Origin of the sequence: Mesorhizobium sp. B2-2-3 (assembly GCF_006442405.1) — a bacterium.
Classification (GTDB): domain Bacteria; phylum Pseudomonadota; class Alphaproteobacteria; order Rhizobiales; family Rhizobiaceae; genus Mesorhizobium.
The window spans coordinates 475,709-488,257 of sequence record NZ_VFWC01000003.1 but is presented as its reverse complement, the minus strand read 5'-3'; the positions used below and the strand labels follow the sequence as shown (position 1 = coordinate 488,257).

The window sequence follows — 12,549 nt, the reverse complement described above, 5'->3', positions numbered from 1 at the left end:
GGACTTTGGTGATTTAGTTTGTACACATGCAATTTCGGCCGTCCGCAGGACGCGGTCTGCTACGTTCCAGCCATTGGTCAAAACTCAAAAACAGGGGAACTGCCGTGACTGACAAGAATGGGTTTTTCGATCTCTCCAAGGCCGGTCTCACCCGCCGCACCGCGCTGAAGGGTCTGGCCGCCGGCGCCGGCCTGGCGGTCGCGCCCGGTTTCGTCCGCTACTCCCAGGCGCAAAGCTCCGCCCCGATCAAGATTGGCTTCCAGTCGCACCGAACCGGCATCGGCGCCGCCTATGGCCGCTGGTACGAGAAGACCACGGCCGCGGCGGTCAAGGCGATCAACGCGGCCGGCGGCATCAATGGCCGGCCGGTCGAGGTCATCATCGAGGATGACGGCACCGATCCCGGCCGCGGTGCCGAGGTGGTCGGCAAGTTCGCCACCCAGCACAAGACCGACATCGTCTTCGGCACCTTGTTCTCGCATGTCGTCATCGGCTCGGCACCCGCCGCCGGCGAAGCCAAGATGCCCTATTTCGTCGTCAGCGAAGGCCACCATGTCGCCTCGACCAAGCTCAACCGCTATGTCTTCCAGCCCGGCATCACCGACGTAAAGAGCCAGATCCAGTCGATGGCGCCGTGGATCGCGGCCAATGCCGGCAAGAAGGTGACACAGATCTTCCCCGATTTTGCTTTCGGCTACGACCACCGCGACTACCTCCCGCCGGCGTTGAAGGCGCAGGGCGCAGAGGTCATCGCGCAAATCGCCATTCCACCGACGGAGAGCTCCTTCACCAAATACTTCCCGCAGATCCCTGCCGAGACCGAGGTGATCTACCACGTCATGGTCGGCCCGGCGGTGCTCACCTTCGTCAAGGAGCTTGGCGAGTTCTACGGCTCCAACCGGCCGCAGCTGTTCGGCTTCATCGATTCGCTCGAAGCCGTCGACATCAACAGCCCCGGGCTCGAATTCCTGGACGGCAGTCATTTCTGGGAAGGCTCGCCGCGTTATGCCCAGGCGGACGATTCCGAGGCGCAGAAGACCTATCGCGCCGCCGTCGGCATCGACGACAATGGCGCGGCCGTCGGCGACCCCAAGGATGTCTCCACCGCCGCGCACATGTTCGGCTGCTGGGAGACGCTCTACGTCGTCAAGAAAGCGATGGAAGACGCCGGCTACAAGGGCCCGGAAGACCGCGCCAAGCTGGTCGAGGCGACCGAGGCGCTGACCGAATTCGCCGAAGGTCCGGAGCATCCGCAGGGGCCAAAAACCTTCAACGGCAAGATCCACCAGTGCTTCGGCATCCAGAACATCTCCAAGGTCGACGGCGGCAAGCTCAAGGTGGTGCACAAGACCAAGATCGAGGACGGGCTTTACGAGGCCGAGGGGGATTATACGACGCAGGCGTTGTAGGCCTAGCCATCTAACAAGCGTGAGCGCCAAGCCGCCCCCCTCTGTCCTGCCGGACCCGGCCCTTCGCTGTCGCTCCGGGCGTTCGTCGTTCGGAAAGCCAAGCAATTGGCTTTCCGTCCGCTGCGCGGACCACTTCTCACCCCCCTCAAGGGGCGCGATTGCGCTATCGGTGAGTGCCTAACCCATGCATTTCGGACCCCACCTCCTCCTTGCCGCCCTCGAAGGGCTCGTCACATCCGCCGTGCTGGCGCTGACCGCGCTCGGCCTGTCGCTGGTGTTCGGCGTGATGCGCGTGGTCAACGTCGCGCATGGCGAGTTCTTCATGCTGGGAGCCGTGCTCGCCTGGGCGATCACGACTGCGATCGGAGGCCATCCGGCGCTCGGGTTCCTGGCGGCACTTATCATCGCACCGCTGGTCGTCGGCGCCCTTGCACTGGTGGCCGAGCGGCTGGTGCTGCGCCGGCTGAACTACAATCCGGAAGCCACCATCGTCGCCACCATCGGCATGCTCTACATTATCCAGCAGCTGGCGCTGACCTTCTATGGTCCGGAAGCGCGCCCGGTAGAGCCGCCCTTCAGCTATCGCATCCTTCTGCCGTGGTTCGGCTATTCGGGCTACAAGCTGTCGATCATCGCGGCATCCGTCCTTCTGCTCGTCGTGACATGGCTGGTGCTGACGCGCACCAGGGTCGGCCTCGTCATGCGTGCCACGCAGTATGACAGCGAGACGGCACAGGCCTTCGGCATCCCTGTCGATCGAGTCTATGGCGGCGTCTTCGCGCTCGGCGCCATGCTGGCGGCCATAGCGGCGGTGCTGATCGTGCCGATCAGCCAGGCGCATTATCTGATGGGGCAGGACCCGCTGCTGCTTTCCTTCATCGTCGTCATCATCGGCGGCCTCGGTTCGCTGCGCGGAACCGTCATCGCCGCCGTGCTGATCGGCCTGTCCGACGGCATCATCTCGATGTTCTTCTCGCCGACGCTGGCCAAGATCATCGCCACGCTGCTGGTCGCCATGGTGCTGGTGTTCCGGCCGCAGGGCCTGTTCGGGACGGCGACGCGATGAGCGAGACCTCGCCGGCAAAAGCCTATGGCTTGCATCTCGGCGTCATCGCGCTGCTTTTTGTCCTGAGCTTCGTGCTGCCGGATTATCATCACGGCCTCGTCGCCCGCATCATGGTGCTGGCGGTCTTCGCCATGGGCTACAACATGCTGTTCGGCTATGTCGGCCTGCTCAGTCTCGGTCATGCCATGTTCTTTGGCGCCGGCCTCTACGGCGCCGGCCTTGCCGTCATCCAGCTTGGCTGGAGCGTGCCGGCGGCTTTGTTGAGCGGTATCGCCTGCGGCGCGGTGCTGGCACTGGTGATCGGGCTGCTGGCGCTGCGCACTACGGGTGTCGCCTTCATGATCGTCACCATGATGTTCGCGCAGGTCTTTTACCTCCTCATCCTCTATTTTGCCGCGTGGACCGGCGGCGACCAGGGCATGGTGGTGCCGCAGCCGGCACGCGTCCTGAATTTCGGCGCGACGTCGCTCGATCTCACCAATCCGACGGTGCGCTACATGAGCGCGCTGGCTCTGTTCTCGCTCGTGCTTCTGGTCACGCTGGCCGTCGTCCGCTCCCGATACGGCCGCGTGCTGGTCGCCATCCGCGAGAACGAGGAACGGACCAAAATGCTGGGGTACGACACCTTCTCCAACAAGCTCGCCGCCGTGGTCGTCTCCGGCGCCATCTGCGCGGCGTCGGGCGCTGCCTATGCGCTGCTGTTCGGCTATGTCGGCTCGAGCTTCGCCTCGGTACAGTACTCGATCCTGCCGCTGCTGTGGGTGCTGCTCGGCGGCGCCGCCACCACGCTCGGACCGCTGATCGGCACGCTGTTCATGTACTATGTCATCGACGTCACCAGCGGCTTCACCTCCGCCTACCTGTTGATCGTCGGCGTCGCGTTGATCCTGCTGGTGCTGTTCTTCCCGAAAGGCATTCTGGGCAGCATCCGGCAGCGCTGGCTCGGATGGCTGCCATGACGCCGCTTCTGACCACCAAAGGCCTGTCGCGCAATTTCGGCGGCCTGCGCGCCGTCGACAGCGTCGATTTCACCTTGGTGCCGGGCGAAATCCGCGCCGTCATCGGCCCCAACGGTGCCGGGAAGACCACTTTCGTCAGCCTGATCAGCGGCCGAATCCCGCCCTCGTCCGGATCGATCGTTTTCGACGGCTCCGACATCACCGGCCTGCCGGCCTATGTCAGGGTCCGCCAAGGCATTGCCTACACGTTCCAGATCACCAGCATCTATGCCAACCTGTCCGTTTACGCCAACGTCGCGCTGCCCGTGCAACTGACGCTACGGCATGGCCATTCCAAGAGCGCGATACAGGCCGCTGTCATGTCGGCGCTCGCACGCACCGGGCTGGCCGACCGCGCCCATATGCCGGCCGGTCAATTGTCCTATGGCCACCAGCGCCTGCTGGAGGTGGCGATGGGCCTGGCGCTGAAGCCGCGCCTGCTGATCCTCGACGAGCCGACGCAGGGGCTCGCCGACAGCGAGATCGACAATTTCATCGCCCTGGTGCGCGAGATCGCCAGCGACGCCACCGTGCTCCTGATCGAGCACAACATGCCTGTCGTCATGCAGCTTGCCGACCGCATCACCGTTTTCAACGCCGGCAAGATCCTGGCAGAGGGCACGCCGGAGGCGATCCGCGAAAATGCGGCGGTGCAGGAAGCCTATCTGGGGACCGCCCCATGACCGAGACGAGCAAGACGCAAGCGTTGCGGATCGCGGGACTGGACTGCTTCTATGGCGAGATCCAGGTGCTCTATGGGCTCGACCTGGTGCTGAACAAGGGCGAGGTGCTGTGCCTGTTCGGCCGCAACGGCGCCGGCAAGACGACGACGCTGAAAGCCATCATGGGACTGGTCCGGGCGAGTGCCGGTTCGATCAGCCTCGCAGGCCAGGAATTGACCGGCCTGGCCGCCCACGAGGTGCCCAAAGCCGGCATTGCCTATGTGCCGCAAGGCAGGCGGCTGTTCGCCGAAATGACGGTGGCGGAGAACATCGAGATCGGGCTGATGGCGCGCGGCAAGGGGAAGGCCGTGCGCGAAAACGTGCTCAACCTGTTCCCGCTGCTGCGCCAGCGGCTCAGGCAGCGCTCGGGCACCTTGTCGGGCGGCGAGCAGCAGATGCTGGCCATGGCACGCGCGCTCTGCCTGGAACCGCAGGTGCTACTGCTCGACGAGCCGACCGAAGGGCTGATGCCGTCGATGATCGCAAAAATCCGCGAAACGGTGGCGAAGCTGCGCGAACTGGGCGTTTCCACCATCCTGGTGGAGCAGCGGGTCGACGCCGTGCTGTCGGTAGCCGACCGCGTCGCCTTCATCGAGAACGGCCGCAACCGCGAGACGGTCGATGTCGAGGCGTTGCGCGCCGACCCGTCGGCGGTCAGGCGCTATGTCGGCGTAGGCTGAGCACTATCTCCCCTAGTAGCCGTTCCGCGTCAACCGCTTGGCGCCATCGTGGGCTTATCCAAAGAACAAAAACCCGGCGATCAAAAACGTCGGGATCAGCACCGCGCCCGACCATGCCATGTAGCCGAAAAAACCCGGCATGTTCACGCCGCGGTGCCGGGCAATGGCGTAGACCATGAAGTTCGGCGCGTTGCCGATATAGGTGTTGGCGCCCATGAACACCGCACCCGCCGAGATCGCCGCCAAGGTCGAAGCGAGCTCCGTCATCAGATGCCGGGGAGCGCCGCCGGCCAGCTCGAAGAACACCAGGTAGGTTGGAGCGTTATCCAGGAAGGACGACAGCGCTCCGGTCAGCCAGAAATAGGCGAGATCGTTGGGCATGCCCTGCGCTGACGTGACGAGCGCGACCAGCGGCGCCAGCGCGCCTTCGTGGCCGGCCCTCAGGATGGCGACGACGGGCACGATGCAGACGAAGATGCCGGCGAACAGTTTCGCCACTTCCGCGATCGGCCCCCAGTTGAAACCGTTCGCCTGCCGATACTCCTTGCGCGAGACGGCCAGCGAAACGAAGGCAAGCGCCAGGATGACGACATCGCGCACAAGGTTCTGCAACTCGAGGTCCACCCCCTGAATGGAAAGACTGATGCCGGGCTTCCATGTGGCCGAAAGCAGGATCGCACCGATCACGCCGGCCAGCAGCGGCAGGTTGGGCAGGCCGCGGATGCGCACTTTCGTGTCCGGCGTCGGGTCCTTGATCTTTGGCGCGCCCATTTCGCGGCGATGCAGCGTGGTGTCGATCGCCAGGAAGACGGCGAGCACGACGACGCTGACGAACAGGGTCTCGCGCCAGAGGTTGGCGGTGGTCCAGAAGAAATCGACGCCGCGCAGGAAGCCGACGAACAGCGGCGGGTCGCCGAGCGGCGTCAGCGAACCGCCGATGTTGGACACCAGGAAGATGAAGAAGATGATGACATGGGCGTTGAACGGCCGGTTGTCATTGGCGCGGATGAGCGGCCGGATAAGGATCATCGAGGCGCCGGTAGTGCCGATGACGGAAGCGAGCAGGGCGCCGATGAGCAGCAGCCCGGCATTGACCAATGGCGTGCCGTGGATGTTGCCGGCCACGAGAATGCCGCCCGAAATGGTGAACAGCGCGAACAGGAGAATGATGAACGACATGTATTCGGTGAGCAGCGCATGCAGCACCGCTTCCGTTGCCACCGTCGTGCCGAAGGCCGATGCGAGCGGCACCACCACGAGAGCCGCCCAAAATGCAGCAATCTTGCCGTAATGATGCTCCCAGACATGGTTGAAAAGCAGCGGTCCCGTGGCGATCGACAGCAACAGCCCGGCAAAGGGCAGCGCCCACCACAGCGACATCGTCCGGCCTGGCAGGCCGTGCTCTTCCGCGGCGAAGGCCGTTCCCGGTAACAGCATCGCGACAGCCACCACGGCACTTGCCGTCAAAGCCGTCGCCCCTATCGACCCCTTCTCTTCTCCCACGATGAGGTCAGTCCGCCGCGTGGTCTTCGAGCGTCACGCCTGCTTGGCGCATCCTTGCCAACATCGTCTCGACCGAACCGTTGAGGTCGATCCCGCGGCAGGCATCGAGCCTGACAGTGGTCCTGAACCCCTGCTTGACCGCGTCGAGCGCCGAGAAGGCGACGCAGAAATCGGTCGCCAGGCCGACCAGGGTCAGAGTGTCGATGCCGCGCTCCCTGAGATAGCCGGCAAGGCCGGTCGGCGTCGTGTGGTCGTTCTCGAAGAAGGCCGAATAGCTGTCGATATCAGGCCGAAATCCCTTGCGGATGACGAGCTCGGCCTTGGTCCAGGCAAGACCCGAGTGAAAATCCGAGCCGAGGCTGCCCTGGATACAATGGTCCGGCCACAATGTCTGCTGGCCGTAGGGCATCTCGATGGTTTCAAAAGGCTGGGCGCCTGGATGGCTTGAGGCAAAGCTCGAATGGCCGGCTGGATGCCAGTCCTGCGTCAGCACGACATGATCGGTTCGCCGGATCAGGTCGTTGACCAGCGGCACGATCTCGTCGCCGCCGGTCACAGCCAACGCGCCGCCAGGGCAAAAGTCGTTCTGCAGGTCGATGACGACAAGCGCTTCTTCGGCCATGGGGTTCCTTCCTGTCGGTATCGGGCGCGGGCTCCCAGGGGGATCCCGGCGAAAGAAAGCCGCTGGCGCGACCGGAGGGAGAAACTTGACCAGATGGCGGGCCGCGTCAACCATTAGAGCGCCGGGCGCAACCCCGAACGCGCAAAGGGCGCCCCAGCACCTAGATTTTGCGGAGAACAAATGCGTGGCGGCGGCAGCCGTGCGGGTGCTGCGCAAACTCCGGCTTTGACAATTTCCGCCGACTTGATATCATTTGCATACGAATGAATTTAAGCCGGGCCCTGACGCCGGCAAGTTCCCTCGGAAAGGCCCTTTTTCTGGGAAGGCAAAGCGTGATCCGTTACGCGAAACCCACCACGGTCGACGAGGCGCTCGCCCTGCTTGGCGAAGCTTCGTGGCGCATCCTTGCCGGCGGCACCGACTTCTACCCGGCGCAAGGCAACAAGCCTTTCCGCGACAATGTGCTCGACGTCAACGGTCTGGCCGCGCTGCGCGGCATTGCGGAAACGGAAACGCACTGGCAGATCGGGGCGCGCACCAGCTGGACCGATATCGTTCGCCATCCCTTGCCGCCGGCCTTCGATGCGCTGAAAGCGGCCGCGCGGGAGGTCGGGTCCGTTCAGATCCAGAATGTCGCCTCGATCGCCGGCAATCTCTGCAACGCTTCGCCGGCCGCGGATGGCGTGCCGGCGCTGCTGGTGCTCGACGCCGAGATAGAACTGCGCTCGGCGCAAGCGGTGCGCCACCTGCCGCTCCGGGAATTCATCCTCGGCAATCGCCGCACGGACCTGCGGCCCGGCGAGATGGTAACCGCCATCCGCGTGCCGAAAGCGGCCGGCGCGGGTATGTCGGCTTTCGTCAAGCTCGGCGCGCGGCGCTATCTCGTCATCTCGATCGCCATGGTGGGGGCACGCCTAGTCGTGCAGGACGGCATCGTCGAGCAAGCGGCGGTCGCCGTCGGTTCCTGCTCGGCTGTTGCAAAGCGGCTCGGCGGGGTCGAGGCGGCCCTGCGCGGACTGGCGGCGGATCATGGGCTGGCTACAGCGGTCCTCGCCGCGCCGATGGAAGAGCTGTCGCCGATCGGCGACGTGCGCGGCAGCGCCGAATACCGGCAGGACGCGGCGCGCGAAATCGTTGTCCGCGCCGTGCTTGCGGCGGCGGGGCCGATGAGCGGTGACAGGGTGGCGGCATGAACAAAGCTCAGCCTCACATCAGCCAGGCTCGACCCGGCGGGGCCCTATCCGGCAGTGATGCAGTTGGCCTGGCACGCGCGGAGATCACCTTCGCGGTCAACGGCGCCGCCGTCTCGGTCAACGTGCCGCCGCTGCGCCGGCTGTCTGCGGTGCTGCGCGATGAATTGCTGCTGACCGGGACCAAGGTCGGCTGCGACGCCGGCGACTGCGGCGCCTGCACGGTGCTGGTCGATGGCGATCCGGTCTGCGCCTGCCTGATGCCTGCGGCGTCGGCCGCCGGAGCGTCGGTAACGACGGTCGAAGGGCTCGCCAATGGCCGGCTGTCGGCACTACAGGCCTCCTTCCTGGCGCATGGTGCGGCGCAGTGCGGCATCTGCACGCCGGGCCTGCTGGTGGCGGCGACGGCCCTGCTGGAGAAGAAAGCCAGGCCGAGCGAGATCGAAGTGCAGGACGCGCTTGGTGGTGTCCTCTGCCGTTGCACCGGGTACCGGAAGATCGTCGCTGCTGTGATGGATGCGTCCGCCCAGGCTGCAAGCCTGGATTTCCGTCTGCCTCGGTCCGGTCACGCCATTGGTTCCTCCCCGATCCGGCTCGATGGCGTGCCGAAGGTGACCGGCGGTGAGAAATTCGGCGGCGATTCGTTCCCGGCCGATGCGCTGGCGGTGCTGGTAATCCGCTCGCCGCACTACCATGCCAGCTTCGCCTTCGGCGACCTCGATGGCTGGGCAAAAGCTCGTCCCGGCATCGCCGGTATCTTCACGGCGGCCGATATCCCGGGAAAGAACTGTTTCGGCGTCATCGGTCCGTTCGCCGACCAGCCGGCTCTCGCCGAAGGCTTGGCGCGGTTTCGCGGCGAGGCGGTGGCGCTTGTTGCCGGCGAGCGCGAGGCGATGCTCGATCTCGACCTGTCGGATTTCCCGATCCGCTGGACCGAATTGCCACATCTGTTGCAGCCTTGCGAGGCACAGGCCGAAGGAGCGGCGCTGATCCATGTGAACCGCCCGGCCAACCTTCTGACCAAGGGCTTCGTCGAACGCGGCGATCCCGAGACGGCGCTTGCCGATGCCGCTGTCACCGTGACCGGTGCGATCGAGACGTCCTATGTCGAGCATGCCTATATCGAGCCGGAAGCCGGCCATGCCTATATGGATGGCGACACGCTGGTCGTCGTCGCCTGCACGCAGGCGCCCTATATGGACCGCGACGACACGGCGAAGGTGCTGGGCCTGCCCGTCGACAAGGTGCGCATCGTGCCGACCGCGACGGGCGGCGGTTTTGGTTCCAAACTCGACGTGTCCCTGCAACCGCTGATCGGCCTGGTGGCGATGAGGACCGGGCGGCCGGCGGCGCTTGCCTACACGCGCAATGAATCGATGATGTCGACCACCAAGCGCCACCCGGCGCAGATGCAAGCGACCATCGGCGCCGACGCCGAGGGCCATGTCACGGGCATGATTTTCTCAGGCGATTTCAACACCGGGGCGTACGCGAGCTGGGGACCGACCGTCGCCAACCGCGTGCCGGTGCATGCCTCGGGTCCCTATGCCACCCCGAACTACCGCGCCGAAGGCCGCGCCGTGCATACGCATGGGCCGATTTCCGGCGCTTTCCGGGGCTTCGGCGTGCCGCAGGCGACGATCATGCAGGAGACCTTGTACGACGAGCTGGCCGGCAAGCTCGGCATCGACCGGCTCGACTTCCGCTTGAGAAACTGCCTTCGTAACGGATCCGAAACAGTCACCGGACAGAGACTGGAATCGGGCGTCGGCATTGCCGAATGCCTCGATGCCCTGCGGCCGCATTGGGCGCGTGCAGTGGCTGACGCGGATGCCTTCAACAGTGCCAACGTGGATAAAAAGCGCGGTGTCGGCATCGCCTCCTGCTGGTATGGCTGCGGCAACACCTCGCTGCCCAATCCATCGACCATCCGGGTCGGCATCGCGGCTTCAGGCGAGATCATCCTGCACCAGGGCGCGGTCGACATCGGCCAGGGCTCCAACACCGTCATCACGCAAATCTGCGCCGACGCGCTCGGCCTGCCCCTGGAAAGGTTCCGGCTGAAAAACGCCGACACCGCGATCACTCCCGATGCCGGCAAGACCTCGGCCTCGCGCCAGACCTTCGTCACCGGCAAGGCGGCCGAGAAGGCCGGCCGCGCCTTGCGCGAAAAAATCCTGCGCTTTGCCAATGTCTCGGAAAAAGCGTCGCTTCAGCTCGAAGGTCCGGCGATCGTCATCCGTGAGGGCGAGGCGGTCCGCCGTGTCGATCTTGGCACACTCGAAGCGGATATCTACGGCTTCGTCTTCCGCGCCGAGGAGACCTACGACCCGCCGACGCTGCCGCTCGACGCCAAGGGCCAGGGCAAGCCCTATGCGGTCTATGGTTACGGCGCGCAGATCGCCGAGCTCGAGGTCGACCTCAAGCTCGGCACGGTCAAGCTGGTCAAGATCACAGCCGCGCACGATGTCGGCAAGGCGATCAACCCGCTGCTGGTCGAGGGTCAGATCGAGGGCGGCATCGCGCAAGGCATCGGCATGGCGCTGATGGAAGAGTATATTCCCGGCCGCACCGAGAATTTGCACGATTATCTCATTCCGACCATCGGCGACGTGCCGCCGATCGAGACGATATTGATCGAGGTGCCAGACCCGGAAGGGCCATTCGGCGCCAAGGGCCTGGGCGAACATGTGCTGATCCCGACGGCGCCGGCGATCCTCAACGCCATCCGCCATGCCACTGGTGTGCTGGTCACCAGAGTTCCGGCGACGCCGGCCCGGATCCGCGCCGCCATCCGCGAGAAGGAGGCATGCCGATGAGCGAGCTTGCCGAACGCTTCGAAACCCATGATCCCGGCGAGAAGCTGGTGGCGGAGAAGATCCGCTGCGATGCCTGCCCTGTGATGTGCTACATATCAGATGGCCGCACTGGCGCTTGCGACCGCTACGGCAATGCCGGCGGCCGGATCGTGCGCATGGACCCGCTGACCATTCTCGATCATACCGCCGAGATCGGCGGCGCTGTCGTGCCCTTCGTCGCCGAGGGCGAGGCCTGGGACGGCGAACTGGTCAACACCGGCCGCCGCTTCGTCACGGCGATCGGGGCAGGAACCACCTATCCCGACTACAAGCCGGCGCCCTTCATCGTCAGCCAGCAGGTCGAGGGCGTCGATCTCGTCACCGTCGTCACGGAGGGCATCTTCTCCTATTGCGGCGTCAAGGTGAAGATCGACACCGACCGTCATATCGGACCCGAAACGGCTGTCGTGCGGTCGCAAGGCGAGGCGATCGGTCATGTCACGACAGGCGAATATGGCTCGCAGATGCTGTCGCTGGGCGGCGTGCATCATCTGACCGGCGGCTCCAAGGCCGAAGGCCGCGCCACCTGCGATGCGCTGCTCGATCTGTGCAACCGCAAGCCAGTAGAACTGACCATCGACGGCGGAGCCACGATAACAGTCGAAGCCGGCAAACCGCCTGTCATCGACGGCAAGCAGGAGCACCGCATGCGGGTCGGCTGCGGGTCGGCGACCATCGGCATGTTCGCCACCCAATGGCGCGGGCTGGTCGACGAGGTGGTGGTGGTCGACGACCACATAACCGGCGTCGTCTCGGAGCATCAGGCCGGCAAGGTGCTGGGCTGGCAGGACACGGGGATAAAGATCATCGGCCGCCGCTCGACGCCTGGGCGCTATTTCAAGGTCTCCGAGCCCGGCCTCGGCTGGGGCGGCACCAGCATATCCGACCCGCTGTCGATCCTGGGCGAATGGAACGCCAAGAAGGGCGCGCGGCCCGGCCTGTCGCTGCTGATGGTTTCGACCACCGGCGAGCAGTTCGCCTATTACGAACTCGACGACCAGTTGAAGCCAGTCGAAAAGCCATTCCCCGAACGATTGCAGAAATCCGTGGGGCTGATCGAGGACAATTGCGAACCGGCGCTGTGCACCGTGCTGTTCATCGGCGGCGCCGGCGGTTCGCTGCGCGCCGGCGTCACCGAAAACCCCGTCAACCTGACGCGTTCCGTGCAGGGCCTGACCACTTATGTGACGGTCGGCGGCGCGCCGGTCTATGTCTGGCCGGGCGGCGGCATCACGCTGATGGTGGATGTGACGCGCGTGCCGGAAGGCGCCTTCGGCTATGTGCCTACGCCGGCGCTGGTGGCGCCCATCGAATTCACGCTGCGCCGCGACGACTATGTCAGGCTCGGCGGCTACGACGCCGAGATCCGCAGCGTCGAGGATGTCGTTGCCAAGGGTGGCGAGTACCTGAACGCGCGTCGGGGCGACGGTGCGCCGGCCGGCAACCCATGGCCGCCGCTGGCGCAATTGCGGCGCACGCCCGCGAACGGGGCCGCGTGACG

10 protein-coding genes are annotated in these 12,549 nt (G+C 65.2%); 8 read left to right on the top strand and 2 right to left on the bottom strand.

The window, feature by feature from the left end:
- The first annotated feature begins 104 nt into the window (after positions 1 to 104).
- The 5 genes from FJ951_RS08350 to FJ951_RS08330 all read left to right on the top strand — a co-directional run bounded on the left by FJ951_RS08350 (position 105) and on the right by FJ951_RS08330 (position 4,875).
- Positions 105 to 1,409: an ABC transporter substrate-binding protein gene (locus tag FJ951_RS08350; protein ID WP_140514345.1), complete on the top strand. Its 1,305-nt coding sequence runs from the start codon at positions 105 to 107 to the stop codon at positions 1,407 to 1,409.
- Positions 1,410 to 1,593: 184 nt separating this feature from the next.
- A complete protein-coding gene (locus FJ951_RS08345; protein WP_140491384.1) occupies positions 1,594 to 2,475 on the top strand; it encodes a branched-chain amino acid ABC transporter permease in 882 nt (293 codons plus the stop codon).
- Positions 2,472 to 3,434 (top strand): branched-chain amino acid ABC transporter permease, encoded by a 963-nt coding sequence (locus FJ951_RS08340; RefSeq protein WP_140491386.1) that lies wholly within the window; start codon positions 2,472 to 2,474, stop codon positions 3,432 to 3,434. Before FJ951_RS08345 ends, FJ951_RS08340 begins: the two co-directional genes overlap by 4 nt.
- Positions 3,431 to 4,156 (top strand): ABC transporter ATP-binding protein, encoded by a 726-nt coding sequence (locus tag FJ951_RS08335; protein ID WP_140514343.1) that lies wholly within the window; start codon positions 3,431 to 3,433, stop codon positions 4,154 to 4,156. Before FJ951_RS08340 ends, FJ951_RS08335 begins: the two co-directional genes overlap by 4 nt.
- Positions 4,153 to 4,875 carry an ABC transporter ATP-binding protein gene (locus FJ951_RS08330; RefSeq protein ID WP_140514341.1) on the top strand — a complete coding sequence of 241 codons (723 nt, stop codon included), beginning with the start codon at positions 4,153 to 4,155 and terminating at the stop codon, positions 4,873 to 4,875. The genes FJ951_RS08335 and FJ951_RS08330 overlap by 4 nt, the downstream gene beginning before the upstream one ends.
- 54 nt (positions 4,876 to 4,929) lie before the next feature.
- Here FJ951_RS08330 and FJ951_RS08325 read toward each other — a convergent pair whose 3' ends face one another.
- Both FJ951_RS08325 and pncA read right to left on the bottom strand, forming a co-directional pair.
- Complete coding sequence (locus FJ951_RS08325; protein WP_140514449.1) at positions 4,930 to 6,312, bottom strand: sodium:proton antiporter; 1,383 nt, start codon at positions 6,310 to 6,312, stop codon at positions 4,930 to 4,932.
- A 73-nt stretch (positions 6,313 to 6,385) separates the two neighbouring features.
- Entirely contained in the window at positions 6,386 to 7,000 is a 615-nt protein-coding gene (gene pncA / locus FJ951_RS08320) for a bifunctional nicotinamidase/pyrazinamidase (RefSeq protein WP_140514339.1), read from the bottom strand.
- Positions 7,001 to 7,332: 332 nt separating this feature from the next.
- Between pncA and FJ951_RS08315 the strand changes: the two genes are divergently transcribed.
- The 3 genes from FJ951_RS08315 to FJ951_RS08305 are packed head-to-tail and all read left to right on the top strand — an operon-like array spanning position 7,333 to position 12,547.
- The gene (locus FJ951_RS08315) at positions 7,333 to 8,193 is read left to right on the top strand and encodes a xanthine dehydrogenase family protein subunit M (protein WP_140491394.1); all 861 of its coding nucleotides are present in this window, start codon (positions 7,333 to 7,335) and stop codon (positions 8,191 to 8,193) included.
- Entirely contained in the window at positions 8,190 to 11,009 is a 2,820-nt protein-coding gene (locus FJ951_RS08310; protein WP_140514337.1) for a molybdopterin-dependent oxidoreductase, read from the top strand. Before FJ951_RS08315 ends, FJ951_RS08310 begins: the two co-directional genes overlap by 4 nt.
- Entirely contained in the window at positions 11,006 to 12,547 is a 1,542-nt protein-coding gene (locus FJ951_RS08305) for a 6-hydroxynicotinate reductase (protein WP_140491398.1), read from the top strand. The genes FJ951_RS08310 and FJ951_RS08305 overlap by 4 nt, the downstream gene beginning before the upstream one ends.
- Positions 12,548 to 12,549 lie beyond the last annotated feature (2 nt).